Annotated in this window: 33 protein-coding genes; 16 read left to right on the top strand and 17 right to left on the bottom strand. The window is 66.3% G+C overall.

Annotated features, from left to right (window positions below; genetic code table 11):
* Positions 1-93: 93 nt before the first annotated feature.
* From ACFPAH_RS16610 to ACFPAH_RS16590, 5 genes are all read right to left on the bottom strand, one after another.
* Positions 94-591: a hypothetical protein gene (locus tag ACFPAH_RS16610; RefSeq protein WP_379747495.1), complete on the bottom strand. Its 498-nt coding sequence runs from the start codon at positions 589-591 to the stop codon at positions 94-96.
* Between the two features lie 364 nt (positions 592-955).
* Positions 956-1624 carry an OmpA family protein gene (locus ACFPAH_RS16605; RefSeq protein WP_379747493.1) on the bottom strand — a complete coding sequence of 223 codons (669 nt, stop codon included), beginning with the start codon at positions 1622-1624 and terminating at the stop codon, positions 956-958.
* A 116-nt stretch (positions 1625-1740) separates the two neighbouring features.
* Entirely contained in the window at positions 1741-1887 is a 147-nt protein-coding gene (locus tag ACFPAH_RS16600) for a lmo0937 family membrane protein (RefSeq protein WP_136223041.1), read from the bottom strand.
* A 103-nt stretch (positions 1888-1990) separates the two neighbouring features.
* Positions 1991-2227 carry a hypothetical protein gene (locus ACFPAH_RS16595; RefSeq protein ID WP_379747491.1) on the bottom strand — a complete coding sequence of 79 codons (237 nt, stop codon included), beginning with the start codon at positions 2225-2227 and terminating at the stop codon, positions 1991-1993.
* 195 nt (positions 2228-2422) lie between these two features.
* On the bottom strand, positions 2423-3184 hold the full coding sequence (locus ACFPAH_RS16590) for a glycine zipper 2TM domain-containing protein (RefSeq protein WP_379747489.1): 762 nt from the start codon (positions 3182-3184) through the stop codon (positions 2423-2425).
* Positions 3185-3403: 219 nt separating this feature from the next.
* On the opposite strand from ACFPAH_RS16590, the gene ACFPAH_RS16585 reads away from it, so the two are divergent.
* The gene (locus ACFPAH_RS16585) at positions 3404-4135 is read left to right on the top strand and encodes a Crp/Fnr family transcriptional regulator (RefSeq protein WP_379747486.1); all 732 of its coding nucleotides are present in this window, start codon (positions 3404-3406) and stop codon (positions 4133-4135) included.
* Between the two features lie 146 nt (positions 4136-4281).
* On the opposite strand, the gene ACFPAH_RS16580 is transcribed toward ACFPAH_RS16585, so the two are convergent.
* From ACFPAH_RS16580 to ACFPAH_RS16570, 3 genes are all read right to left on the bottom strand, one after another.
* Positions 4282-4503: a glycine zipper 2TM domain-containing protein gene (locus tag ACFPAH_RS16580; RefSeq protein ID WP_379747484.1), complete on the bottom strand. Its 222-nt coding sequence runs from the start codon at positions 4501-4503 to the stop codon at positions 4282-4284.
* A 20-nt stretch (positions 4504-4523) separates the two neighbouring features.
* Positions 4524-4838, bottom strand: coding sequence for a BON domain-containing protein (locus ACFPAH_RS16575; protein ID WP_379747482.1), 315 nt, complete (start codon positions 4836-4838; stop codon positions 4524-4526).
* A gap of 115 nt (positions 4839-4953) precedes the next feature.
* The gene (locus tag ACFPAH_RS16570; RefSeq protein WP_379747480.1) at positions 4954-7020 is read right to left on the bottom strand and encodes an AsmA family protein; all 2067 of its coding nucleotides are present in this window, start codon (positions 7018-7020) and stop codon (positions 4954-4956) included.
* Positions 7021-7217: 197 nt separating this feature from the next.
* Here ACFPAH_RS16570 and ACFPAH_RS16565 point away from each other — a divergent pair, with 197 nt between their 5' ends.
* From ACFPAH_RS16565 to ACFPAH_RS16540, 6 genes are all read left to right on the top strand, one after another.
* Positions 7218-7604, top strand: coding sequence for a DUF4398 domain-containing protein (locus ACFPAH_RS16565; RefSeq protein WP_379747478.1), 387 nt, complete (start codon positions 7218-7220; stop codon positions 7602-7604).
* 130 nt (positions 7605-7734) lie between these two features.
* Positions 7735-8637, top strand: a complete 903-nt coding sequence (locus tag ACFPAH_RS16560) for an OmpA family protein (protein WP_379747476.1) — start codon at positions 7735-7737, stop codon at positions 8635-8637.
* A gap of 31 nt (positions 8638-8668) precedes the next feature.
* Complete coding sequence (locus ACFPAH_RS16555) at positions 8669-9208, top strand: ferritin-like domain-containing protein (protein ID WP_379747474.1); 540 nt, start codon at positions 8669-8671, stop codon at positions 9206-9208.
* A 50-nt stretch (positions 9209-9258) separates the two neighbouring features.
* The gene (locus tag ACFPAH_RS16550; RefSeq protein ID WP_379747472.1) at positions 9259-9594 is read left to right on the top strand and encodes a DUF883 family protein; all 336 of its coding nucleotides are present in this window, start codon (positions 9259-9261) and stop codon (positions 9592-9594) included.
* A gap of 18 nt (positions 9595-9612) precedes the next feature.
* Positions 9613-9999: a phage holin family protein gene (locus tag ACFPAH_RS16545; RefSeq protein ID WP_379747470.1), complete on the top strand. Its 387-nt coding sequence runs from the start codon at positions 9613-9615 to the stop codon at positions 9997-9999.
* 25 nt (positions 10000-10024) lie between these two features.
* Positions 10025-10417 (top strand): hypothetical protein, encoded by a 393-nt coding sequence (locus ACFPAH_RS16540; RefSeq protein WP_379747468.1) that lies wholly within the window; start codon positions 10025-10027, stop codon positions 10415-10417.
* 336 nt (positions 10418-10753) lie between these two features.
* Here ACFPAH_RS16540 and ACFPAH_RS16535 read toward each other — a convergent pair whose 3' ends face one another.
* Both ACFPAH_RS16535 and ACFPAH_RS16530 read right to left on the bottom strand, forming a co-directional pair.
* Positions 10754-11122: a hypothetical protein gene (locus tag ACFPAH_RS16535; protein ID WP_379747466.1), complete on the bottom strand. Its 369-nt coding sequence runs from the start codon at positions 11120-11122 to the stop codon at positions 10754-10756.
* Positions 11123-11253: 131 nt separating this feature from the next.
* Positions 11254-11724: a glycine zipper 2TM domain-containing protein gene (locus tag ACFPAH_RS16530; protein ID WP_379747464.1), complete on the bottom strand. Its 471-nt coding sequence runs from the start codon at positions 11722-11724 to the stop codon at positions 11254-11256.
* 204 nt (positions 11725-11928) lie between these two features.
* Between ACFPAH_RS16530 and ACFPAH_RS16525 the strand changes: the two genes are divergently transcribed.
* The 3 genes from ACFPAH_RS16525 (at position 11929) to ACFPAH_RS16515 (ending at position 14184) form a co-directional block, all read left to right on the top strand.
* A complete protein-coding gene (locus ACFPAH_RS16525) occupies positions 11929-12477 on the top strand; it encodes a hypothetical protein (RefSeq protein WP_379747462.1) in 549 nt (182 codons plus the stop codon).
* Positions 12478-12570: 93 nt separating this feature from the next.
* Positions 12571-12885, top strand: a complete 315-nt coding sequence (locus ACFPAH_RS16520; protein WP_379747460.1) for a BON domain-containing protein — start codon at positions 12571-12573, stop codon at positions 12883-12885.
* Positions 12886-12930: 45 nt separating this feature from the next.
* On the top strand, positions 12931-14184 hold the full coding sequence (locus ACFPAH_RS16515; protein ID WP_379747458.1) for an AI-2E family transporter: 1254 nt from the start codon (positions 12931-12933) through the stop codon (positions 14182-14184).
* 129 nt (positions 14185-14313) lie between these two features.
* Here ACFPAH_RS16515 and ACFPAH_RS16510 read toward each other — a convergent pair whose 3' ends face one another.
* Both ACFPAH_RS16510 and ACFPAH_RS16505 read right to left on the bottom strand, forming a co-directional pair.
* Positions 14314-15228 carry a YihY/virulence factor BrkB family protein gene (locus tag ACFPAH_RS16510; RefSeq protein WP_379747456.1) on the bottom strand — a complete coding sequence of 305 codons (915 nt, stop codon included), beginning with the start codon at positions 15226-15228 and terminating at the stop codon, positions 14314-14316.
* A gap of 139 nt (positions 15229-15367) precedes the next feature.
* On the bottom strand, positions 15368-16399 hold the full coding sequence (locus ACFPAH_RS16505; protein WP_379747454.1) for an OmpA family protein: 1032 nt from the start codon (positions 16397-16399) through the stop codon (positions 15368-15370).
* 469 nt (positions 16400-16868) lie between these two features.
* Between ACFPAH_RS16505 and ACFPAH_RS16500 the strand changes: the two genes are divergently transcribed.
* From ACFPAH_RS16500 to phbB, 5 genes are all read left to right on the top strand, one after another.
* Positions 16869-17474, top strand: coding sequence for a winged helix-turn-helix domain-containing protein (locus ACFPAH_RS16500; protein WP_379747452.1), 606 nt, complete (start codon positions 16869-16871; stop codon positions 17472-17474).
* 262 nt (positions 17475-17736) lie between these two features.
* The gene (locus ACFPAH_RS16495; RefSeq protein ID WP_379747450.1) at positions 17737-18486 is read left to right on the top strand and encodes a glutathione peroxidase; all 750 of its coding nucleotides are present in this window, start codon (positions 17737-17739) and stop codon (positions 18484-18486) included.
* 25 nt (positions 18487-18511) lie between these two features.
* On the top strand, positions 18512-19378 hold the full coding sequence (locus ACFPAH_RS16490; RefSeq protein ID WP_379747448.1) for a zinc-dependent peptidase: 867 nt from the start codon (positions 18512-18514) through the stop codon (positions 19376-19378).
* A gap of 77 nt (positions 19379-19455) precedes the next feature.
* Entirely contained in the window at positions 19456-20010 is a 555-nt protein-coding gene (locus ACFPAH_RS16485) for a hypothetical protein (protein WP_379747446.1), read from the top strand.
* A gap of 156 nt (positions 20011-20166) precedes the next feature.
* Positions 20167-20913, top strand: coding sequence for an acetoacetyl-CoA reductase (gene phbB, locus ACFPAH_RS16480; RefSeq protein WP_379747443.1), 747 nt, complete (start codon positions 20167-20169; stop codon positions 20911-20913).
* Positions 20914-20918: 5 nt separating this feature from the next.
* Here the strand turns inward: phbB and ACFPAH_RS16475 are convergent, their stop codons facing one another.
* Positions 20919-21281 carry a TraR/DksA family transcriptional regulator gene (locus ACFPAH_RS16475; protein WP_379747441.1) on the bottom strand — a complete coding sequence of 121 codons (363 nt, stop codon included), beginning with the start codon at positions 21279-21281 and terminating at the stop codon, positions 20919-20921.
* A gap of 298 nt (positions 21282-21579) precedes the next feature.
* Between ACFPAH_RS16475 and ACFPAH_RS16470 the strand changes: the two genes are divergently transcribed.
* A complete protein-coding gene (locus ACFPAH_RS16470; protein WP_379747439.1) occupies positions 21580-22110 on the top strand; it encodes a DinB family protein in 531 nt (176 codons plus the stop codon).
* 43 nt (positions 22111-22153) lie between these two features.
* On the opposite strand, the gene mdcH is transcribed toward ACFPAH_RS16470, so the two are convergent.
* Genes mdcH through madL form a run of 4 tightly spaced genes read right to left on the bottom strand, consistent with a single transcriptional unit; the run spans position 22154 to position 24980 of the window.
* Positions 22154-23083, bottom strand: a complete 930-nt coding sequence (gene mdcH / locus ACFPAH_RS16465; protein ID WP_379747437.1) for a malonate decarboxylase subunit epsilon — start codon at positions 23081-23083, stop codon at positions 22154-22156.
* Complete coding sequence (locus ACFPAH_RS16460; RefSeq protein ID WP_379747557.1) at positions 23080-23772, bottom strand: malonate decarboxylase holo-ACP synthase; 693 nt, start codon at positions 23770-23772, stop codon at positions 23080-23082. Before ACFPAH_RS16460 ends, mdcH begins: the two co-directional genes overlap by 4 nt.
* A gap of 19 nt (positions 23773-23791) precedes the next feature.
* Positions 23792-24565, bottom strand: coding sequence for a malonate transporter subunit MadM (gene madM / locus ACFPAH_RS16455; RefSeq protein WP_379747435.1), 774 nt, complete (start codon positions 24563-24565; stop codon positions 23792-23794).
* Between the two features lie 13 nt (positions 24566-24578).
* A complete protein-coding gene (gene madL / locus ACFPAH_RS16450) occupies positions 24579-24980 on the bottom strand; it encodes a malonate transporter subunit MadL (RefSeq protein ID WP_379747433.1) in 402 nt (133 codons plus the stop codon).
* Positions 24981-25010: the final 30 nt, after the last annotated feature.

Here is a 25010-nt window from a genome sequence, read left to right as displayed (position 1 = left end):
CTGAGGCTGGCCGCGCTTGGTACGGCAGCGTACAAACGGCCAACTGAGCAGGCAGGGCGCTGTCCCGTTGGCGCAACAATGGAAGGATGCGCCTCAGGTGAATGCCAGCAGCAGCCAGGTCAGTAGCGCGCCCGCGCTCCAGCTCAGTGCGCCGAAGGCGACCGCCGTGGCCAGCGCGCCGTTCCAGCCGCGGCGGGCATAGGCGCGGCCGAAGCGGCGCCGCACCAGCTGCCATTGCGGCGCGGCGGCGGCCAGCAGCCACAGGCCCAGCCAGGCCAGGGCCAGCCATTGCACCAGGGGCGAGCCGCCGTTCAGGCGGCGGTTCACGGCGCCGGCGAACAGTTCCAGCGCCAGCACGGCCAGGCTGGCGAGCAGCCAGCGCCGTGCGGCGAGGGCGGCGCGCTGCTGGCCCAGCGCCTGCCAGTTGCGCATCAGGAGGTAAGAGCCGAACACCGGGGTAAATACCAGGCTCCAGACGGCGACGGCGGACGGGCGCCACAGGACGGCGGCCTCGGTCCTGGCGGAGAGCGGGTCGGATAAGGAAGGGGCGGCAGGGGTATCGAGCATGGTGGCACGAGGAAATGTTGCCATTAGGAAGCAACACTATCGCGCCGTCAGGCCAGGAAGATATTGCGCGCGCTCGAATCGGCGCCGCAGCCGGCACGTTTTCGCAACAGGCGAGCTGGCGCTGGGCCTGGCGCCAGGCTTTCGGTCCAGCCAGGATCAAGCGCGCATGCGCGCATCACCAGACCTTGTTGCCGGCGCCCAGGCGGGAGCTGCGGCCGATGCCGTTGATGGGTGCAAAGACGCGACAGGCCTGGCCAGCCGGGCCGGCAGCAGCGGGGAGGCAAGGGCGGAAACAGCGGAGGGAAAACTGGACGAAAAACGGGGACGGCGGGAAGGCGATGCGGGGAGCCCATGCGCGCCGGGGCGCGCATGGGCGGGCAGGGCGGGATTAGCCGCGTGCCGGTTCGGCGACGTAGATCTCGACGCGGCGGTTGCGGGCGCGGCCGCCGGCATCGGTGTTCGACGCGATCGGCTCGCGGTCGGCACGGCCTTCGATGGTGATGCGGCTCGGGCTCACGCCGCGGGCGGCCAGGTAGTCGCGGGTACGCGCAGCGCGGTCGACCGACAGCGGCTGGTTGATCGCGGCGCTGCCGGTGTTATCGGTATGGCCGATGATCACGACGTTGGTGGCCGGGTTCTCGTTGAGCGTCTGGGCGAAGCGCTCGAGCACGGGCTGGAAGTTCGGCTTGATGTCGGCGCGGCCGGTGTCGAACGACACGTCGCTCGGGATGTCGAGCTTGAGGCGGTTGTCCGAGGTCTGGCTGACCTGCACGCCGGTACCGCGCGTGGCCTGTTCCATCGCCTGCTTCTGCTGCTCCATGCGCTTGGACCAGATGTTGCCGATCACGGCGCCGGCGGCGCCGCCGATGACGGCGCCCTTGCCTGCGCGGTTGCTGCCGCCGCCGCCGGTGGTGCCGCCGATCAGCGCGCCGAGGGCCGCGCCCGCGCCGGCACCGGTGGCGGTGCCGCGCTGGGTGGCGCTCATGTCGGCACAGCCGCTCACGCCGAGGGCGAGGACGGTGGCGGCAACGACGGATTTGGTCAGGTTTTTCTTCATGGGATTCTCCTTAAAAAAATCCGTTTCGTGGGCGCACCCGCAGGGCGCGTCCGCGAAACGGATTGGTCAAACAACTACAAAGCGTGCATGGTACAGCATCAGTCGGCAGATTGCGCCTATATGCCTCGGCCGCTGATCAGGCGTACGAGGATCATGATGACGGCGACGACCAGCAGGATGTGGATGAAGCCGCCGATCGTGTACGAGGTGACCAGGCCGAGCAGCCATAAGACGATCAGGACAATAGCGATAGTGTAGAGCATGATGGGTCTCCTCATTCAGTTTGCGCCGTTCCTGGCGCCGTGAATGCAGTATCGTGTGCTCTGCTCAGCTTGACCGTTCGGTGGCGTACATTCGGCGCGATATTTACGCGCGCGACCCTGGGCGCGAGGCGCGCTTCGGGTCGAGGCCGGGCACCCAGCCCATGAAACCGAGCAGTCCGACGATGCCGATCAGGCAGGTCAGCAGGCCACCGCTGACAAGGAAGACGACGTCGTGCGCCGCCACCTCCTGCGCGAGCCGGGTCGGCTCCGCCGACACCAGCCCGAAAGCCGTCACGACCAATCCCCACACGATAATGCCGATCCACGCCAGGCTATTCATGGTGATCCCCTTTTCGATGGTTGTCTACGCCAGCCGTGCATCCTGGCCGGGTGTCCCGCGCCCTTTCGGAGCGCGTAGCCATTGTCGGGTTAGCTCAGCAGTATTTCCGTGCGGTGGCGCACATTGCGCGGAGGAAAAAATCAAGGCCGGCGATCCCTGCGGATGGCCGGCCCCCGGAGCGATGCCAAAAGAGGATCAGGCGGCGCGCAGGCGTCCCTTCACGATGCGCACGCGGTCGCCGCTGCGCCATTGCGGTTCGCTGCCCTGGTTGAAGGTGCGCAGGGTGCCATCGTCGAGGCGGACCCGGATTTCCCAGGTCGTGGTGGCCTTCATGTTGCCCTCGACCTGGTTGCCGACCACCGCGCCGCCGACGGCGCCGGCCACCGTGGCCAGCTGGCGGCCACTGCCGCCGCCGACCTGGTTGCCGAGCAGGCCGCCGATGACGGCGCCGCCGGCCGCGCCCAGGCCGCTGCCTTGGGCGCGCTGCTTGATCGCGCGGACCGATTCGATATTGCCGCAGTTGCCGCACCATTTCGGCTCGGCGGCAGCGACCTGCACCGGCTTGGGCTTGACCGTCGTGCGCGGCGCCGGCTCGGGTTCGGCTTCGCGCGCGTAGCGCTCGGCAGGGGCCGGGGCATAGCCCTGGGCGACCTGCTGGGCCGGGGCGGCGGGCATCACGGGAGCCGCGCCGGCTGCGCCTTGCGGCGCGAGGGCGGCCATCTCGGCACTGCTTGCGCCTGGCGCCGGCGACTGGCCGGCGGACGGCAGGCTGGAGGCGAGCGCGGCGCGCTCGGCTTCGGTCAGTTGGCGGCTATCGTTGCCGCCGATCGAGGACGGAATCCAGCCCATGATGGCGGCGGTGCCGACCAGGCAGAACAGCACGACGGCGAGCGCTGCCAGCAGCAGGAGCGGGTGGTGCCGGGACTGCCCCGGTGGACTGGAAATATTATTGTTCATGGCGTGTTCTCGGTTGGTTGCAGGTCATCCCCAGCCGGGGCTTCGATGCCCAGTCTGGCTGGAATGAAGATTGTCCTCAGGAACAACAAGGTATTCCGTGCGTCACCGAACATACTTCCCCTATCAGAGCATTTAACCTGATCGAAATTGTTTGCAAATGTATCCGCAGCCCCGTTCCTGCCTTTGCCGCGACGGGGGAAATCCAATCGAGAGGGTCTGATGAATTTTGCCGCTTCTCCCGAGGTCGCCGAGCACAACGCCAACTTGCTTCTGGCCGCGCTCCCGCCGCAGGAGCTGGCCCAGGTGTTGCCCTTGCTCGACCCGGTCCATGTCGAGGCAGGCGAGGTGCTGGGCGAGGCGGGCGATCCTATCCGCTACATCTATTTTCCCCACGACTGCCTGATTTCGCTGCTGGGCGTGGCAGGCGGGCGCATGACGCTCGAGGTTGGCCTGGTGGGGCGCGAGGGCATGCTGGGCGCGACGGTCGCACTCGGCCACGAAACGGCCCAGGTGCGTGCGGTCGTGCAGCGCCCGGGCAGCGCGAGCCGCATGGAGAGCGCCGCGTTCCGCAGCGAATTCGCGCGCAACGGCGCGCTGCAGCGGGTGCTGTACCGCTACACCGACAGCTTGCTGGCGCAGGCGATCCAGATCGCCGTGTGCAGCCGTTTCCACGTGCTCGAGGCGCGCCTGGCGCGCTCGCTCCTGATCACGCGCGACCGCCTGCAATCCGACAAATTCCACCTGACCCACGAGTTCCTCGCGCATGCCCTGGGCGTGCGCCGGGTCGGCGTCACCAAGGCCGCCAGCGCCTTGCAGCAGCAGGGGCTGATCATCTACAGCCGCGGCAATATCGAAATCCTCGATGCCGAAGGACTGGCGGCGGCGGCCTGCACCTGCTACGAGATCGTCAAGGATGCCGGCGCGGGCGCCCTGTCGAGCGCCTTCGTGTGATCGGCCGCACCCGTGATGTGCGGTTCGCGAGCCCACGCGGTCCGCGCAGGCGAGCAGCCGCACCGCAGGACAACTCCCAAAACGCAACGCCCCGCTTGCGCAGTACGCAAGCGGGGCGTCTCGTGTGTTTGCCTGGGGGGTAAAACTTAGTTGGTCTTGCCGGTCTGGTTGCCGATGACGCCGCCGACAGCCGCGCCGCCGACCGTGCCCGCGGCGCTGCCGCCGGTCAGGGCGCCACCGATCACTGCGCCGGCGCCGGCGCCGATCGCGGTGTGCTTGTCCTGCGTTGACATGCCGGAGCAACCGGCCAGGCCGAGTGCCATGGTGGCGATGGTCGCGCTCACTGCCAGGTTTTTGATGGTCTTCATATTACTCTCCTATGGTGGGTTTACTTCAGGCGCAGGTCGTTCTTCACCGACTTCACGCCCTTCACTGTGCGGGCAACCGATGCTGCAGTTGCCACGCTGTCCGCCGAGCTCACAAACCCGCTCAACTGGACAATGCCTTCGCGGCTGTCGACCTCGATGTCCGCCGACTTCAATTCCGGATTGCTGCCGATGGCCGCTTTCACCTTGCTGGCAATGGCCGCGTCGTCGACGGGCTTTGCCGGCGCCAGTGGATTGACGCTGCCGCAGCCGCCCAGCGCCCCGGCGAGTAGCACGGCGCTCAGCCATGCCGCCCGCGCCAGTTTCGAATGCCTCATGCACTTTCCTCGATGCGGTGTTGCCGTTCCGGCCATGGATGCAGACTACGCCGCGCGTCATGCAGAGTCTGTTCGACAACACACACTGCGGCAGGTTTGCTCATCCGTGCGGGGATCAGCGGGTTTTTGTCTTGCCCGGAGGCGGTGCGGTCGGTTTTTGTTTGGCCAGCGCGACCAGGCGGCCGCAACCACTGGTTTCGCCCGGACCGGTATTGATGAGGGGAAGGAGTGCGGCAACCGGCGCGGCGGCGGCTGCCAGCACGGCGGCGCCGCCCGCCTTCAGGGCCAGCACGCCCTTGTCGACCGACACGTCCGGCTTGCTGAACGGGCCCCGCACATACAGGGGCGCACGCAGCGTAAACAGGCGCAGCGCCTTGGTGTCCGGGCGGATCGTCAGGTTCATCTGTTCGTTTGCCAGGCTGATCGTGCCGTCGACGCGGATGATGGCCTCTTCCGTGTCGACGACGAAGACCTGCGATTGCATCACGCCCTTGTTGACGTCGAAGTCCGCTGCCAGGCAATTGATCTGAACTTGTTTGTCGCCGAACAGCTTGGTGACGATGATGTTGCCCACGTTCAGGCCCATCTCCTCGAGCAGCATCTTGCTGATCGTGCCCTGGTTGACCAGCGCCTTGACTTCGCCATTGGACGAGCCGAGGAGGGAGGCGACCGAGGTGCCGGTGGCCGACAGCTGGGCGTCGCCGCTGAGCGTGCCCACCGTCGCCTGCATCTTCTCGATGGTCGGGAACAGCTGCTTGATCTGGATCTGGCGCGCGCTCGCCTTGGCCGTGGCGCGGATCGTGTTCTTGCCCTGGTCGCCGCTGCCGTCCAGGCGGATGGTCGAGCGCAGGGTGCCGCCGGCCACGCCGAAGTCGAGCGGGGCGAGGGTGATGACGCCGTCCTTCATGATCAGGTGGGTCGAGAGCTTGGAGATGGGCAGTGTCTTCTTGCGGATGATGCGCTCGGCCGTGTAGCGCACGTCGGCGTCGATCGCCTTCCAGCGCTCGGTGCGGAATTCCTCGACCGGCAACACCTTGCCGCCGGGCTGGACCGCTTCGACGCCGCGCTCGCGCTTGCTTTCGTTGGAGTCGCCGCCGATCAGCGGGCCGAGGTCGGAGAACACCAGCTGGCGCGTCGCCACGTTGCCGCTCAGCTTGGGACGCGGCTCGCCGCCCTCGAACACCAGCTTGCCGCCGATGTCGCTCGAGCCGACCTTGCCCTTGAAGTTGTCGTAGGTCCAGCGCCCATGCTCGCGGTCGAGTTCGCCCTTCAGGTGGCCTGAGGTCGAGAAGGCCGGGGTCTCGGGCAGCGTGATCCTGGTGAAGTTGTACAGCCGCGCCATGCTGCGCCCGGCCAGTTCGAGCTGCAGGTCGACCGCCTTCAGCTTGGCCGGGCTGGTGACGGTGCCCTCGACGGCGATGCGGGCCGGCCCGCTGCGCAGCTCGGCCTGGACCGGGTAGGGCGTGTTCTGGTCCTTCAGCGACAGCACCTGCCCGACCTTGCCGCCGCCGGTGACGGGGGCGCCGTTATAGCTTCCAGTGACCTTGAAGCCGACCCCGTATTTCGGATCCTTGTCGAGCGTACGCACCTGGGCCGTGACGTCGGCCTTGGTGACGGCGTCGACGACGCGCAGCACGCCGTCGGTCAGCACCACCCGCTCGAGGTCGAGCTTCCACTTCGATTCGGTGTCCTTCTTCTTGTAGACCCAGTTGTAGTGGGTGCTGTCGGTGCGCTGCAGTTCCACGTACGGCGAGTCGAAGCGCAGCACGGGAATGCCGATGGTGTGGTGCAGCAGGCCGAAGGGATTGAGCGAAAACGAGAACTGGCGCACGCGCGCCATGTCGGCCTGCTTCATGTGCGCCGGATTGCCGACATGGACGTCGTTGGCGATCAGGTGCGGCCAGGGCAGCCAGTCGCGCAGGTGGCGGTCGGCCGGCGCCATGCGGCGCGCCGGGATTTCCCATTGCACGGCGAGGTTGCCGCGGATGGCGAACGGGCGCTCGATCGCTTCGCTGACTTTCGCGTTGAGCCAGGGCCTGGCCTTGTTCCAATCGAAAGTAAGGATAAAAATGACGGCGATGACGGGAATCGCGATGAGGGTGGCGAGGACGCCGAAGAGGATTTTTTTCTTGTGGCCGCTCCGTTGGTCCTGCTTGCGGTCCTGGGGTGCAGTATCGGACATGGCGATCCTTCGTGGGGTTCGGTCGTGCGCCCAGCTTAGCGCAAAGCTTCGCGTCATCAATGTGCGATGCCGCACGCTGCCAAGGATGAGCGGCGCGCGAGCGCCGCGAACGGCGGTCAATGTGCGGCAGCGTACCGAACTGGACCCATAACAGGTTTATAACTTCTACAACTTCCTAACATCCCAGGAGAAATGATATGAAAGCAATTCGCCCAAGGAACGGCCTGGCCCAGGCAGCGGCCGTGGCCGCCGTTCTGGCATTGAGCGCCTGCTCGAGCCAGAAGGCGCCGGCCACGGCCGACGTGGCCGTTTCGCGCAATGCCGTCGCCAACGCGGTCCAGGCCGGCGCGGCCGACCTGGCCCCGGCCGAGATCACGGCGGCGCGCGCCAAGATGATGCGCGCCAACGAGGCGCTCGCGGCGAAGGACTACAAGCTGGCGCGCGAACTGGCGATGCAGGCGCAAGCCGATGCCCAGCTGGCCCAGAGCAAGGCCAACTCGGCCAAGGCGACCGCCGCCTCGAACGCGCTCAACGAAGACCTGCGCGTGCTGCGCCAGGAAGTCGACCGCGCGAACACCCAGTAAGCGCAGTACGCAGCAGCGCCTGTCCGCCGCCAGCGGTGGCGGACAGGCGCGGCCCCGTCGCTGACCTGTCTCCATTCCGCTCGTCAAAAAATACCTATGCGCCTACATGGCGCCACCGGAGGGCAAGATCATGAAAGCACCATTCTTCAAATCGGCCGTATTTGCCAGCGCCATCGCGCTCGCTGCCTGCAGCACCGTCCCGACCACCACGCCGACCCTCGACCAGGCACGCGCCGATTTCGTCGCCGCGAATAACAACCCGCAGGTGTCGAGCTATGCGCCGATCGAGTTCAAGCAGGCCAGCGACGCCCTGAATGCCGCGAATGCCGCTGCCGCGAAGAAGGAAAGCCTGGAAGACATCGATCGCCTCGCCTATGTGGCCAAGCAGAAGATCGCCACCGCCCAGGAAGTGGCACGTGCCAAGGCCGCCGAGGCGAATATCGCCGACGCGTCGCGCCAGCGCACCGAAGTGCAGCTGGAAGCCCGCACCGCCGAAGCCGAGCGTGCCAAGCGCGAGGCGGAAGCAGCCCAGGCCGCCGCCGCCGCCGCCCAGCAGCAGGCCGCGACCGCCCAGGACCAGGCCCGGATGATGGCCGAGCGCACCGCCAAGCTCGAAGCCATGATGGCCGAGTTGCAGGCGAAGAAGACCGAGCGCGGCATGATCGTCACCATCGGCGACGTGCTGTTCGCCACCGGCAAGGCCGACCTGACGCCGAACGGGTTGTCGAGCTTGCGCAAGCTCGCCGACGTCCTGGGGCAGAACCCGGAGCGTACCGTGCTGGTCGAAGGGTTTACCGACAGCACCGGCAGCGCGAGCTTCAACCAGGACCTGTCGCAGCGCCGCGCGAACGCCGTCGCGAGCGCACTGAGCAGCATGGGCGTGGAGCGCCAGCGCATTGCCACCCGCGCGTATGGCGAAACCTTCCCGGTCGCGCCGAACGATACCGCCGCCAACCGCCAGCTGAACCGCCGTGTCGAGATCGTCTTGTCGAACGACGGCAATCCGATTCCGCCGCGCACGGCAGGACGCTGACCGCATTACTTTGAACTTTTAAGGAAACGTCATGGAACAGAACAAAACGTCGTTGGCACATGGCTTCGACGTCGAGGCGATCCGCCGCGCAGCAGCCAACCTGGACGACGGTGCCGTCACCGCCGGCTACCAGGCTGACCGCGAGGCGGTCATCGCGATGCTCAACGATGCGCTTGCCACCGAACTGCTGTGCGTGCTGCGCTACAAGCGCCACTACTACACCGTCGGCGGCCCCGGCAATGGCGAACTGAAGGCGGAGTTCCTCGAACACGCCCAGCAGGAGCAGGAGCACGCCGACCGCATCGCCGAGCGCATCGTGCAGCTCAACGGTTCGCCGAACTTCAACCCGGCCACGCTGACGGCGCGCTCGCACGCCGAATACGACGAGTCGGAAGACACGCAGGCAATGGTGCGCGCCGACCTGATCGCCGAGCGCGTCGCGATCGAATCCTACCGCCAGATGATCGTGGCGATCGGCGACAAGGACCCGACCACGCGCCAGATGCTGGTCGAGATCCTCGCCGTCGAGGAAGAGCACGCGGACGACCTGCGCGACTTCCTGGTTCCCTGATTTCACGACTGTAGCAATCACCACACCAACACCAACAACAGGAGTTCATCATGCTAGACACCACCACCCGCGGCAGCGCCCGCTCGCTCGACACCGGCCTCCAGAACGCCAGCGCCGACATGAAGCTGCTGGTCAAGGATGCCCAGGCACTGCTGACTGCCGCCACGTCGCTGACCGGCGACAAGGCGGACGAACTGCGTGCGCGCGGCATGGAACTGCTGGACCGGGCGATGGGCAAGGCCAGCCAGTACCAGGGTCAAGCTGTCGTGAAGAGCAAGGAACTGGCCCAGACCGCCGATGTCTACGTTAAAGACAACCCGTGGCGCACCGTCGCTGCCGCAGCGAGCGTCGGCCTGCTGGTCGGCATCTTTCTTGGTCGTAAATAATTAGCGCCGGAGAACACCATGGAAAAGACCGAAACCGTCGTGCATGGGCCCGGACTCATGGGCGGGATATCCGGCCTGGCCAAGAACCTGTTCGGCCTCATCGTGTCGCGCGTGGAACTGGCGGCGCTCGAGTTGTCGGAAGTGCGCAACCATGTGATCGAACTGCTGGCGCTGTTTGCCGGCGCGATCCTGGCCGTCTGGTTCGCCGTGGCCTACGGCACCGCGACCATCGTGGCGCTGGCCTGGGACTCCTGGGGCTGGAAGATCCTGCTGGTAATGTTCCTGGTGTTCCTGGTCATTACGGTCGTACTCGTGATGCGGGGACTGGCCATGCTCAAGCAGGGCAAGCTCGCCTTCCCTGAAACGATGAACGAACTGCGGCACGACCGCGACGCGTTGCTCTGAGCGGCGCCCATACAGGGGAGGGAACATGGAAAAACACACGCACAAGGACGAGCCGACCGGCCTGGCCGGCCACAAGCACAGCCGCGATCCGGTCTTGCGCATGGCAGAGCTCAAGCGCGAGGGCGAGTTCTACCGCGCCGGCGTCACGTACGCCAAGGCGCAGGTAAAGCACGGCGCGCGGCCCGAAGTCATGCTACATTCTGCTCTGGACCACGCGACTTGGGCACTGCGGGCACGGGCTGATGCTCTGCTGAAACCTACGGGCACCAGCGTCTCGGTGCTGATGCCTTATGCGCTGGGTGCATTCAACTTCGTGCGCCAGCGCCGGATGGGCAAGCAGGTCGTGGCCGGCACCGTGCTGATGGCCGTGGTGGGCTGGTTCATGAAGCGCAAGCGTGCGCAGCGCGGCGAGCTGTGATCGCAGCATGATCCGACAGCGCGATTGCGCCGCCGCTTGGGTCGGGGCGTGCGGCCTGGTGGCCAGCGCCCCGTTGGCATCGAGGGCGTGGCGCTGCGCCTGCGTACCGGCGGCGCAGCATGCGCTGCCTGGTTTGCTCAGGTGCTTGAGTGCTTGCGTGTTTAAGTGCTTGCGTGTTTAAGCGCTCGAGTGCTTGAGTGCCGGACATGACCGCGGTGTGGCGCTGGGAGCAAGGCGCCGAGCGCGGGGCAGTACAGAATATGGTGGGGCTTGAGCGGCGTCGCAATCATTGATTGGACGCCGTCTTTTTATGTGCCTGTAGCCGGCGGTCCGGCCTTACATGGCCGGCTGTGCCGGCGCTTCCGCGCGCAGCAGATTCATTTCCTTTTCCCAGTTTTCCCGGGCTGCCTTCAGGCAGGCTTGGCGATCGCTGGCCGGTCCCTGGCGGCAGGCCCTTTTCGCCTCGTCGAGCGCGGCGCCGATCTCTTTCTGCCGGGTGCGCATGCGCTGGGCGCCGTTCGCATCCTCCTGGTACCAGCGCACCGGGTCGGCGCCGGCGACTTCGCGCGCCTGCTTCGCCGACGCCGCCGGGGATACCGTCGCGTCGCTCCCGGCTTGCTGTGCCTGCACGCCGGGTGCAGCCGCGCAGGCGCCGGCCAGCAGGCAGGCCGCCAGGCTTCGTTTCCAATCGAGTCGAGCTTCCATGTTCGCCTCCCAATCATGGCAACGGGCCGGCAAGAGCCGGCCCGTCGACAAGGTATTCGTCCATGCGCCGGCGGCAGGCCGGCCGCGCGATTGCTGCGCGTGCGGCCTGCCGCCGTCGTGCGGGCCGTGCATCAGTAGCGGTAGACGCGGCCGTCGACCACGCGCACGCGGTTACCCACGCGCAGGTCATACACGCTGTCCTGGACCACGGTGCGGTATTCGCCGTTATCCATGCGCACATTGACCTGATACATCTCCTGGCCGCCGGCAGCGCGGTTGCGTTCGACGCTGTTGCCGATCGCGGCACCGGCGACCCCGCCCGCCACGGTTGCCGCGGTCCGGCCGCTGCCGCTGCCGACCTGGTTGCCCGCCAGGGCACCGACCAGCCCGCCGACGACGGCGCCGGCGCCACTGGTGCGGGCATCGGCCTGGGTCACCTGGATCGATTCGATGGTGCCGTAGCCGGTCGATGCGGTGTTGTTGTAGCCGCCGGCATAACCGCCGCTGGCATAGCCGCCGTTGTTGTAGGAGGGCGAGCTGGCGCAGCCCGAAATCAGGGCACCAGCTGCGACCACAGCGGCGAGGGTACGGGTAGCTTTCATATTGTTCTCCTGGCAAAAGATGTGAATCAAGAATAGGACGGCGCTCGACCTGGGTCTGTGCGATGACGCACGATGAGTTGCTAATTTGATATTCGATGCGCACATCGCGCTGTTGTGTTCGACAGCGAACAGAAGTCGACCTGCGATCGGCGTACAACATCGTTAGCGTGTTGACAATTGGAGAACAAAAGCATGGCGACAAAAATGCAAAAAATACATGCGCTGCTGGTCATTGGAGCGGCCTTGCTGTGGTCCGGGCATGCCCGCGCACAGGCCGTAACGGATGCGAAGACTGCCTACCACACGGCACGCGACGCTGCTGCGAGCGCCTTCAAGGCGGCGCGCGCCCGTTGCGATACCGTTACCGGCAATCCGCGCGAGGTGTGCCTGGCCGAGGCCAAGGCCGAGCGCGTCCGGGTCGAGGAAGAAGCGGGCGCCGCTTACAAGAACACCCTGAAGGCCTATACCCAGGCGCGCATGCGCATCGCCGACGCCTACTACGGACGCGACAAGGCGCGTTGCGGCGCCGTCACCGGCAACGAGCGCGACGTCTGCATGAAGCAGGCCAAGGCGACATTGATTGCCGCCCAGGCCGATGCCAGGGCGGATCGCAAGATGATCGAAGCGCGCACCGATGCGCGTGAAGACAAACTGACGGCGGAATACCGCGTCGCGCTCGAAAAGTGCGACGCGTTTGCCGGCGCGGTGAAAGACCAGTGTGTCAACGCCGCAAAAACCGCGTACGGCAAGTGACGTACCGGATCCGCTCACCAGGGAAACCACTGAGCAACCACTAGCAACCACTGAGCAGCACTTGACTTTATCAACAACAGAAAGGGATACATCATGAAGATCACCCAACGCATCGCTACCGCCGTGTTCACCGGCGCCCTCGCATTCGCCATGGTCGGCTGCGCTTCGACCCCAACGCAGACCAGCGCCGGCGAGTACGTCGACGACAGCGTCATCACGGCCAAGGTGAAGACCGCGTTCGCGGCCGATCCGACCGTGAAAGCGACCGAGATCAACGTCGAAACCTTCAAGGGCGACGTGCAGCTGTCGGGCTTCGTGGCGCAGCCAGCCGATGCCCAGCGCGCCGTCGAGATCGCGCGTGGCGTGAAGGGTGTAACATCGGTCAAGAACGACATTCGCGTGAAGTAATCCCTTGGCCGGGCGGCGGTCCGGCGACCTTTATTTGGCAAACACATGCGTCTCGCCAGTCCTGGCTCGGCACCAGCCGAGCCGAACAATTCCGCCGCCCCAGAGGCAGCGCCGGCCATCGTGGCCGGCGCCGTCGCTCCCGACTTGCTTCCGGAGACGGGCGACGACCTCAACCTGCACTCAGGCGGCCTGCGGCTACCGATCCACGTCAACGCCCGCGGACTCTCGCTCGGCATCCTGGCTACCGTGGCCTTCGTCTTCGCCCTCCAGTGGGCGCAAAAATTCTTCGTGCCGCTCCTGCTCGGCATCTTCATCGCTTATACCCTGAGCCCGGTCGTGCGCTGGCTCGAGCGCCTGCACATCAAGCGCGTCATCGGCGCCACGCTCGTCACCGCCATCCTCATCGGGGGATTGGGCGCCACCATGGTCCGGCTCCAGGACGAATTCCTGAACATCATCGACGAGCTGCCGACGCTCACCCAGAAGGTCACCCGGCTGCTGGCCAAGACGGCGTCCGGACAGGTCTCGACCATCGAACAAATGCGCAAGGCCGCCGCCGAGATCGAACAGGCGACCGCCAGTGTCGGCCAGAACAAGGATGCGCGCCTGATCCAGCGCCGCCCGACCCTGTCGCAGCCGCAGTCGCCGGTGTTTCGCATCACCGACTGGCTGCTGGCCGGTTCGGTCGGCCTGGCCACCTTCCTGACCCAGGCCACCATGGTGCTGTTCCTCGTGTTCTTCCTGCTGCTGGCGGGCGACACCTTCAAGCGCAAGCTGGTCAAGCTGACCGGGCCTTCGCTGACACGCAAGAAGGTGACCGTCCACATCCTCGAGGACATCAACACCTCGATCCAGAATTACATGTTCATGCTGCTGGTCACTAACATCCTGCTGGCGCTGCTGATGTGGGTGACGCTGCGCGCGATCGGGCTGGAAAACGCCGGCGCCTGGGCGATCTTTGCCGGCATCGCGCACGTCATGCCGTATTTCGGCCCGCTCCTGATCACGACCGCAACCGGGCTGGTCGCCTTCCTGCAATTCGAATCGCTGCGCATGGTGATCCTGGTGGCGGGCGCCTCGATGGGCATCGCCACCCTGGTCGGCATGGTCGTCACTACCTGGATGACCGGCAAGATCGCGAAAATGAACCCTGCCGCCGTGTTTGTCAGCCTGCTGTTCTGGGGCTGGCTGTGGGGCATGTGGGGCCTGCTGCTGGGCGTGCCCGTGGTCGTGGTGCTGAAGGTCGTGGCCGAGCGCGTCGAGGGGATGGAAGTGGTGGCGGAGTTGTTGGGGGAGTAGGGGGCGAAAGCGCGCAGGTGGCGGGCGGCTTTTCGCGTGGGGCCGGGAGCGGTTCGCCGCCCGCTCCACCCTACGACATGAAAACGGCGCGGATCATCCGCGCCGTTTTGTCATGCAGGGACAAGTGGCTCAGGCCATGCGCTTGACGTTCTTGGCACCGGTCTCATGGTCCGGCTTGTGGCGCAGGCTGCCCAACTGCAGCGCGTACTGCCGTGCGAACTCGGCGCCGAGGAAAAAGATCTGGGCCGAGTAGTACACCCACAGCAGCAGGGCGATCAGCGAGCCGGCGGCGCCGAAACTGCTGGCGGCGCCGCTGTTGCCGATGTAGAGCCCGATCGCATATTTCCCCAGCGTGAACATGGCGGCGGTGCCGAGGGCGCCCACGGTCACGTCGCGCCAGGACAGTTTGATACGCGGCAGCAGCTTGTAGATCACGCCGAACAGGGTGGCGATCACGAGGAAACTGATGCCGGACGAGATCCAGCCCATGACGACGGTCGCTTCGCTCCACATTCCGGTGAAATACTTCTCCACGACGGCGAGGGCGGCGCTGACGACCAGCGACACCATCAGCAGGAAGCCCAGCACCAGGATCAGGCCGAAGGACAGGACGCGGGTGCGCACCGTGTCCCAGAAGCTCGCGTCCTCGGGCGCCGGCACGTCCCAGATTTCGTCGAGGCTATCCTTCAGCTCGGCGAAGACGGTGGTGGCACCGACCAGCAGCAGGACGGTTGCGATGATGGTCGCCCACAAACCCGTTTCCTTGTTCTGGGCGCCGGCCAGCACCGACTGGATCGCTGCCGCGCCCTCGGCGCCGACCAGTCCGCGCAACTCGGCGAACAGCTGTCCCTGCGCCGCTTCCGCGCCGTAGAAAAATCCGGCCACCGCAATCACGAGCACCAGGATCGGCGCCAGCGAAAACAGCGTATAGAAGGCCAGTGCCGCGCCCTTGCTGGAGGCCCGGTGCGCGAACCATTCGGTGACCGCGCATTTCAGGATGTGGATCACCTGTCTGGAATAGGGGAACCATTGATTTATAGCCATACCGATTCTCCGGAAAAAGAAAAGGGGCACGTGGCCCCTTTTTGTGTTGCTGGACGTGATTCCCAGCTGCAGATGCCCGCCCTGGGCCAGGCCTGCGGGCCTGCCCCAGGGCGCCGTTAGCGGGATCCGTCAGCGCTGCTTACTGCACGCGCTTTTCGATGGTGATTTGTTCGACTTCCACACGGCGGTTCGGTTCGAGGCACTTGATCAGGGCCGCACGGTTCTTCTCGGTGCAGGTCACGACCGGGTTGGCTTCGCCCTTGCCGATGGCGTTCAGGCGGCTGGCGTCGACGCCCTTGCCGACCAGGTAGTCACGCACGGCATTGGCGCGGCGCTCCGACAGCTTCAGGTTGTACTTTTCCGAGCCCAGGCGGTCCGCATAGCCGGTGATGTCGACGTTGGTGATGCTCGGGTCGGCCTGCAGGGCTTTCGCGATGTCGTCCAGGCGTGGCTGGTTCGGGTTCAGGTTGGCGCTGTCGAAGGCGAACAGTTCGGTGGCCGACAGGGTGATCTTTTCGAAGCGCGCCGGTGGAGCGACCGGGGCTGGCGCCGGTTCCGGTGCAGGGGCCGGTGCTTCGGCGACCGGGGCAGGGGCAATCACCGGCGCCGGCGGTGCTGGCGGCGGGTTGAACGCGTAGTTCAGGCCGACGGTCACGTATTTGTTGTTGCTCTGCTTGAAGCCATACAGTTCTTCGTGGCGCAGGAAGCCGCGCACCGAACGGACGTCGGCCTGCAGCGACAGCTGCGGGGTCAGCGAAGCCTGGACACCGACGCCCAGGGTGGCGTATGGGGAGTTCTTGCTCACGCGGCGGAGCGGGTTTTCAACCTTGTCGCGCTCTGCGCCGATACCGAAGAGAATGAACGGACGAATATTCTGGCGCGACAGCATCAGCAGCGCGTCGATGCCCACCAGGGTCTGGCGGTAACGCGCCGCGCCTTCTTCGGCGCGCACGTGGGAGGCGCCAACCTGCAGGTCCCAGTACGGGTGCACGGCCTTACCGAACTTCAGGCCGCCGCCCCAGTCACGATCGCTGACGCCGAAGTTGGCGTCAGGCTTCATGCCGACAACGCTCGGCTGGACATACCAGGACGGGTTGATCTCTTGGGCCAGCGCGGTGCCGGCAGCGCACAGCATGGCGACGGCCAGGGCGATTTTCTTCGTATTGTTCACAGGTAACTCCCATAGGTTGAAAGGGTGGGTGACATCGTTGCCTTGACAGTGATGTTGGAGTGAAGAATACGAGCCGGGGTTCCGGAGGGTCGGTGCGCTAGCGCACTCAGGTTTACTGCTGAGTGACAAAAAAGCAACAATGTCGATTAGCCAGCAAAAGGCCTCTATATAGAGGGTGTGAAAAATGGCATGCTGACCTGGTCGTTTTATGCAAAAAGAATACGCGAGCCGGTGTTGTGTTAATGAGACAAAACGTCGTTTTATAGCGCGCACGTTAGTTTTTTGCCAAAGCAAATGTCTGAAAAAAATGCTACGCGGAATTTTGCCAATGTGGGCTGGCGCACAGACCGGCCTATCTGATGCAAGCGATGATGCGGTCAGTTAAGCGGAACCCGAGGTGTTGTCAGCCTGTCAGACAACCTACAGCGACCCGGACCACCAGTCTCTCTTTCAATTTGGAGTTACCAACATGCATGCAACGACTCATCACAACGCGGTGCAAGGCGACATCGGCGCAGTGCACACTTCCAGCAACTCAGCGCTGATCGAACGCGTCCCGCCACAACCAACCGAACGTGCGCCGATTTCCCTCGCGCCGATCGAACGTGTGCGGTCGACCTCTGCTACGCAGCGTCGGATCGAGAACATGCAAAAGCTGATCAACGAATTGTCGACCCATGAGATGCTCGCCGACGAGATCGCATGGTTCCTGAAATTCTCGCCGTCCGGCGCCCGCAAGTACATCCGCGACCTGCGCGAAGCCGGCGTCATCGAACTGGCCCGCTACATCGAAGGCACCGCCACCTACCTCGGCAAGGCCGTCTACCAGATCTGCCCCGACCAGGAACGCGTCAAGGCCTTCCTCGCTGCGATCTGCCAGCCCAAGCGCGAAGGCGTTGCCCCGCGCAAGGAGCGTCCAGGCCTGCGCGAGCAGAGCATGGCAGGCAGCGGCCGTCATTTCCACATCCTGGCCGACGACACCCATTACGCGATCCGCGTGAACCGCAGCCCGGTCACCCGCGATCCGCTGGTCGCCGCCCTGTTCGGGCCGGCGCCTGGCCAGGTCGCCAAGTAAGGCGAACCTGCTACCGGAGGCGCGCGGCGGTGGAGACCCGCCAGATGCTTCCGTCACCGACGATCGCTGTCGTCACGCAAACGCCGCGCACTGCGCGGCGTTTGCCGTTAACCAGCATCCAAGCGAGCACGCAAGGAGCACAAGGCTGGCGCATCGTGGCGCAAGCCCGTGCCCTCCAGCGCAACATTGAAAAGCCGGCAACAGGCCCCACCTGCGGGCGAGTGCGGCCCTGCGCCGCGTTCTCACTTTCGAAGGAGTTTTCATGTTGCCTCATGCCGAATCGCTGGAAGGAAAGCCGGTACCGCAAGTGTCGTTCAAGACGCGCCACGAGAATGGCTGGCGCGACCTGACGACCGATGAACTGTTCAAGGGCAAAACGGTGGTCGTGTTCTCGCTGCCGGGCGCCTATACGCCGACCTGCTCGTCGACCCACCTGCCGCGCTATAACGAATTGGCCGGCGTGTTGCGCGACAACGGTGTCGACGACATCGTGTGCATGTCGGTCAACGACGCTTTCGTGATGGACGAATGGAAGCAGGGCCAGGATGCGTCGGACATCACCTTCGTCCCCGACGGCAACGGCGATTTCGCGCGGGGCATGGGGATGCTGGTCGATAAGCGCGAGCTCGGCTTCGGCATGCGCTCCTGGCGCTATTCGATGCTGGTGCGCGATGGCGTCATCGAAAAAATCTTCGTCGAACCGGAGGTCGAGGGCGACCCCTTCGAGGTGTCGGACGCCGATACGATGCTGCGCCACATTAACCCGGATGCCCGCGCGCCCGACCCGATCGTCGTGTTCGCGCGCGCCGGCTGCCCGTTCTGCGCGCGCGTCAAGGCACTGCTGGCCGAGCACGGCCTGCGCTACACCGAGATTGCGCAGTCCCAGAAGATCAACACCAGCGTGCTGCGCGCGGTCACCGGACACATGACCTGGCCACAGGTCTTCATCGGCGGGCGCTTGATCGGCGGCGCCGACGAGTTGGAATCACACCTGGCCGCGGCGCGCGGATGACGGCCGCGGCGATAGGGGAGGATGCATGGAAGCGGTGCTGACGCTCTCCCTGCTGGGCGCCCTGGGCCTGCTGGCCTGGGCGGTGCCGCGCTGGCGGCTGCGGCGGGCCCTGGCGCGCCCGCTCCAGCCGCACGAACTGGCACTACTCGAGCGCAATGTCGAGCAGTATGCCGCCATGGACGCGGCAGCGCGCGCGCGCCTCGAGCGCCTGGTACGGCACTTCCTGCACCAAAAAACCTTTGTCGGCTGCGGCGGCCTCGAGATCACCGACGAGATGCGCCTGACGATCGCCGGCCAGGCCTGCCTGTTGCTGATGGGCACGCGCGGCGACGCCGTCTACCCGACCCTGGACGCGGTGCTGGTCTACCCCGGCGCCTTCCTGGCGCCGCGGCGCCAGGTCGACGCGGCCGGCGTGGTGACCGAGGAGCGCCAGGACCTGCTGGGCGAATCCTGGGGCGACGGCCGCGTGATCCTGTCCTGGGACCACGTGCGGCGCGCCGGCATGCTCGAGCCGCCGACGCACAACGTGGTGCTGCACGAATTCGCCCACCAGCTCGACAGCGAGTCGGGCGCCACCAACGGCGCCCCTTACCTGGGCAGCCCCGAGCGTTACCGCAGCTGGTCGGAAGTGCTCTCGCGCGACTTTGCCGCGCTGCGCGAGGACGCCTGGTTCGGCCGCGAGGGCGTGCTCGACCATTATGGCGCGACCGACCCCGCCGAATTCTTCGCGGTGGCGACCGAGGCCTTCTTCGAGCAGCCGCATCGCCTGGCCAGCCGCCACCCGGCGCTCTACGAGGAATTCCTGAAGTACTACCGGGTCGATCCGCGCCACTGGCAGGCCGCGCCCGAGGAACCGTCCTGGAGCGCCGGCGCCTACGGCCAGTGGCAATAGACTGCGTGCGTTTGCGTACAGATGCCACTGTCCAGCAGGCGCATCCTTGCGACTAACCATCGATGCAGGAGAGCTCCATGTCCACCATTATTGCAGGGCATTTCCAGACGCAGGAAGAAGTCGACGCGGCACGCCGCGCGCTGGGCGAGGCCGGCTTTGCCCAGGAACGCATCAGCGCCTTTTACCTGAGCCAGCCGGGCCAGCACGACATGACGCCGATCGGCGGCGACCACATCCAGTCGCCGGGCGCCAAGGAAGCGCCGGTCGGCCTGGTGCAGGGCAGCGCCACCGGTGGCGCGGTCGGGGCCGTGGTCGGCGCGGCCACCTCGCCGGTCACCGGCCCGGCCGGCCCGATCGTCGGCGGCCTGCTGGGCGCCCACGTCGGCTCGCTGTTCAGCTTTTCGAAAATGAAGGAAGCCGGCGAGCACGAGGCCGGCGGCCAGGCGCCGCTCGAAGTCCGCAAGGCCGGCATGCTGGTGGCCGTCGCCTTCGACGACGCCGGTCTCGAAAGCCGGGCGGTCGACCTGTTGCGCCGGCTCGGCGCCTTCCAGATCGAGCGCGCCCGCGGCAATATCGTCAATGGCGACTGGGCCGATTTCGACGCCTCCAGCCCGCCCGACGTCATCGCCTGACCCGGTTTTGTGTTAAAGCAAGTCCGTCCCGCCTGCGGCCTGCCGCCGGCGGGTTCTTTCGTTCGCCCTAAACATTGATCCATGTCAAAGATATCCAGAGCCGGACTTCTAGACTTGTCGCTTTCGGCCGCCTTGGCCGTTCGACAGGGGAAGAACATGGAGAAGAAAAAAGTTGCTCTGGTAACTGGCGGCATGGGTGGACTCGGTACGGCACTCTGCCGGCGCCTGCATGACGCCGGCTTCACGGTCGCGCTCACCTATTCGCCCGGCAACGCCACGCCCGAAGCCTGGCTGTCCGCCCGGCGCGACGAGGGCTACCGCTTCGCGGCCTACCGCCTCGATGTCTGCGACGACGCCGCCTGCGGGACGATGATGGACGCCCTGCTGGCCGAGCAGGGCCGGCTCGACGTGCTGGTCAACAACGCCGGCATCACGCGCGACCGCAGCCTGCGCAAGATGAGCCTGGAAGACTGGCATGCGGTGCTGCGCACCAACCTCGACAGCGTATTCCACCTGAGCCGCCGCGCGATCGAGCCAATGATCACGCAGCGCTGGGGCCGCATCATCAATATTTCCTCGGTCAACGCCAATGCCGGCGCCTTCGGCCAGGCCAACTATGCCGCGGCCAAGGCCGGGATGCACGGGTTCACCAAGGCGCTGGCGCTGGAAACGGCGCGCCACGGGATCACCGTCAACACGGTGTCGCCGGGCTACCTGCGCACCAAAATGGTCGAGGCCGTGCCGGAAGAGGTGATGCGCTCCAAAATCCTGCCGCAGATTCCGGTCGGCCGGCTGGGCGAGCCTGGCGAAGTGGCGGCGCTGGTCGCTTATCTGTGCTCGGAGCTCGCCGGCTTCGTGACCGGCGCCGACATCGCCATCAACGGCGGCCAGCACATGCGCTAGCGCTGCTAGCGTTTTTCCAGGCGCGTCTGGCAGGTAATGCACAGGCGCGCTTCGGGGCGTGCCTGCAGGCGCGAAAAACCGATGTCCTCGCCGCATTCCTCGCACAGGCCGTAGCTGCCGTCCTCGAACTTGGACAGCGCGTAGCGCAGCACCTGCATCTGGGCCGCGTTGTGTCCGGCGGCCTCGAGCGCGAGATCGTTGAGCAGGCGTACCGTGGCCTTGTCGGCGGGCGAGGTTTCGATTTCCGAGACGGGCAGGTCGCGCTCGGCATTGGCGCCTTGCGGCGCGGCCACACCCGCCAGCGCTGCCAGGCGCGCCTCGAGCGCGGCGCGCAACTGCGCCAGTTGAGCCTGGTCGAGGGGAGGCATGGCAGTCACGGGAAACAGGGCGCGCGCGCAGGGAATACGGCGTCGCCGCGTGCGGGGAACATCGGTAAGCCGGCCATTGCGCACCCCCACATGAACTGGTGTGGGACCAGTGTAGCGCGATGCGCGAGCGATGGCCATGGGCGCACGTGCGCTGTGTGCCGGACGCATCGGTGCGGCCGGCGCGGCGTGCCGGCCTGCGCGCTCTTGCCATAAGGGCAACTGACCCCGTACACTGGATGGCTGCGCCGGCCACAAGCCGAACCGGTATCTTCCCCTCCACCAGAAAAGCCGATCGAACATGCCGAGCCGTGACGACATTGCATTACTGGCGACTTATAACGCAGCCATGAACAGCCGGCTGTACGGCGCCGCGGCGACCTTGCCGGCGGCCGTGCTGAACGCCGACCGCGGCGCCTTTTTCGGCTCCGTGATCGGCACCCTCAACCACCTGGCCGCGGGCGACACGATCTGGCTGCGCCGCTTCATGGGGCATCCGGCAAATTTCTCGTCCTTGAAGGCAATGGCCGGGATCGCGCCACCGGCCGGGCTTGCCCATATCCATAGCGCCGACCTGGGCGTGCTGCGCGACCATCGTGTGCGCCTCGATGCGATCATCGAAGCGCTGGCGGCAGAGGTATCCGATGCCGACCTGGCGCAGCCGCTTGCTTACCGCAACGCGCTAGGCGACTGCCGCAAGCCGTTCGGCAGCCTGCTGCTCCACTTTTTCAACCACCAGACCCATCACCGCGGCCAGGCAACGACGCTGTTGTCGCAGGCGGGCGTGGATGTCGGTGTGACCGACCTGCTCGAGTGGATAGCGGAGACCTGAAGCACTTTCCGGCATAACGCGGGAGATCCTGGGTTGACGCGTTTCAGGAACGGGTAAAGCGCTCGCCCAGCGCCAGGATCGTCTCGAGCGGCGTGTTGTCGCAGCCGATCGCGACGCCCTCGCTGAATAGCGGAGCGGTCAGGCTGGTCAGCGTCAGGCCGCTCGGCATTTCCACCGCAAGGCGGGCGCCGCGCTCCCATGCCAGCCGGGCGGTCTCGGCCCAATGCACCTGGCGCGCCATGTTCGTTGCCAGGTCTTCGGCAATGCGCTCCGGATCGGACAGCCTGCGCGCTGCGCTGCTGCTGAGGAATATGATACGCGGCCTGCGCAGTTCGACCCCGGCGAAGGCCGCCCGCATGTCTTCGGCCGCCTGGTCGAACAGTTCGCAGTGCGAGGGAACGCTCACCGCCAGCCGTTCCGCCTTGCTCGCTCCCTGGGCGCGCGCCAGCGCGGCAACGGCTTCGAGCGCGCTGTCGGCGCCCGAAATCACGAATTGTTGCGGCGCGTTGAGGTTGGCCAGGTAGACGGGGTTGTCTCTTGCATGGACTTGCGCAATCAGCGCCTCGACTTGCTGCTGGCCCAGGCCGACGATGGCAGCCATGCCGTGCCCAACCGGATACGCGTCATCCATGAGCTTGCCGCGCCGCGCCACCAGTGCGACCGCGTCGGCATAATCGAGCGCGCCGGCGACGACCGCCGCCGGGAATGCGCCGATCGACAGCCCGGCCACCATTGCCGGCCGTGCGCCCAGTGCGGTCAGGGTGCGCGCCATCGCCACACCGGCGACCAGCAGGCACAGCTGGACCGCCCTGCTGGACGCCAGGGCGCCGGGGGTGTCGAGCGCGAGCGGATCGGTCCCGAGTACCGCGCCGGCCTCGGCGAGCGTGCGCGCCGCCTCGGGGTGGTCCGGCAAACGGTGCAGCATGCCGGCCCGCTGCGATCCCTGCCCGGGGAAGGTCAACATCACGCTCATGCCGCGTCCTCGCCGGTGATCCCAAGCGGGCCGGCCGGGTGCCAGGGGTGGTCCGTCATGCGCGGCCCCGCGTCGGTCTTGAGCAGGACCCGGCCGCCGTTCCTGGTCCATTCGGCGAAGGAGAAACCGCCGCGGCCGGTATCGACCTGCAGGTCGACACGCCATGCGCCGGCGTCGCACGCCGCCCGCAGCAGACCGGCCTGGCTGGCGCTCAGCGGCAGCGGGACGCGTACCAGCAGGTCGATATCGCTGGCCTCGTGCAGTACCGGCCAGCCGGTCGCCAGGGCAAAGCCGAGGCTGCCGGTTGGTCCCCAGGCCAGGCCGGCTTCGGCCAGCGGCGCCGCGATCCGGTCCAGCGCGTCGAGGATCGGCCCGGCGCCCGACGCGAGCAGCACGCGCCGGGCCGGGCTGTGCAGGAGGGCTTCGGGGCTGGCGTGCGCCAGCACCGCTGCCCGCTGCAGTTGGCCGCCGAGCCGCTCGCTGCGCGTGCTGCCGCGCAAGCCGACGGGCAGCAGGGCGGGGCTGCCGGTTCGCGCCCGCCGCACGACGACCGGGCTGCCCCGGTCTTGCGCCGCCCGCACCCAGGCCGGGACATCGCCCTCGGCCTGGAAAGCGTCCCAGTCGCCGACCCAGAGCAGGTCGTGCGGCCGGAAGCCGGATGCGGGGCGGCCCGTGGTGGCCGCTTGCATGGACACAAGGGTTTGCATTTCAGGCGAACAGTGCCTTGGTGGCAAAAAACAGCACCGACGGCCCCATCAGGCAACCCAGCCCGGTATAGAAGGTCGAGGTCATCGCACCGTAGGGCACCAGCTTGGGGTCGATCGCCGCCAGGCTGCCGCACACGCCGCTGGTCGTGCCCATCATGCCGCCGTACACCATCGCAGTGCGCGGGTTGTCCAGGCCAATGGCTTTGGCAAAGAAGGGCGCGCCCACCATCACCAGCACCGACTTGACCAGGCCGGTCGCGATGCTGAGGGCCATGACGTCGGAACTGGCGCCAAGGGCAGCGCCCGTCACCGGCCCGACGATATACGTGACCGCACCGGCGCCGATGGTCGTCATGCTGACCACGTCGGTGTAGCCGAAGGCATAGGCTACGGCGGCGCCGACCACGAAGGACAGGATCACGCCAAGGAACAGGGCGACGATGCCGCTCACGCCGCAACGGCGCATGTCGGACAGGCTGGCGCCGTAGGCGGTCGAGACGATCGCGAAGTCGCGCAGCATGGCGCCGCCCAGCAGGCCCATGCCGCTCAGGAGCTTGAGGTCCACCACGCCCTTGGTTCCGCCGGTCGCGGTACCGGCCATGTAGGCCAGGAGCAGGCCGATCATGATCGCCAGGGCCGAACCGTGCAGGTGGCCGCGCGTCAGGCGCGCCGACAGGAAATAGGAAATCCACATCGTCAACCCGACCACCGCGAAGGCAGTCAGGAGGCCGTTCTTGGTCAGCACGCTGATCAGGATGTTGTCAATCGAGTCCATGGTCGCTCTCCTTTCAACGCGCGCTGGTGGCGCCGGCAGCGGGAGCCGCCGCGACGGAATCGGACTTGCCGATCAGGGCGACGAGCGGGACCAGCGCGAAGCAGATGACGGTGGCCAGGACGCCGGCGAGCAGGGCAGCCGGGCCGCCTTTCAGGGCGCCAACCACATTCTGCTGCGCCGCCATGGCCACCACGACCGGGATGTACATGGCGGTCCAGAAGCCGATGCCCTGCTCGGACGCCGGCACCAGCATGCCGCGCCGCTTGGCCATGTCGGTCAGAAAGAGCAGCAGCAGCATGGCGAAGCCGACACCGCCGACATTCGCTTTTACGCCGAGCATGACCCCAAGCACGTCGCCGATGAACAGGCCGGCCAATGTGCAAAATGCAAGAAGTGCTACACCAAAAACGATCATGATATGTCTCCAATTTATTGGTAAATGTTT

Source organism: Massilia sp. GCM10023247, assembly GCF_042653325.1.
Taxonomy (GTDB): domain Bacteria; phylum Pseudomonadota; class Gammaproteobacteria; order Burkholderiales; family Burkholderiaceae_D; genus Telluria.
Note: the sequence above shows the minus strand (reverse complement) of the source record. Positions and strands in the feature narration are given on the sequence as shown.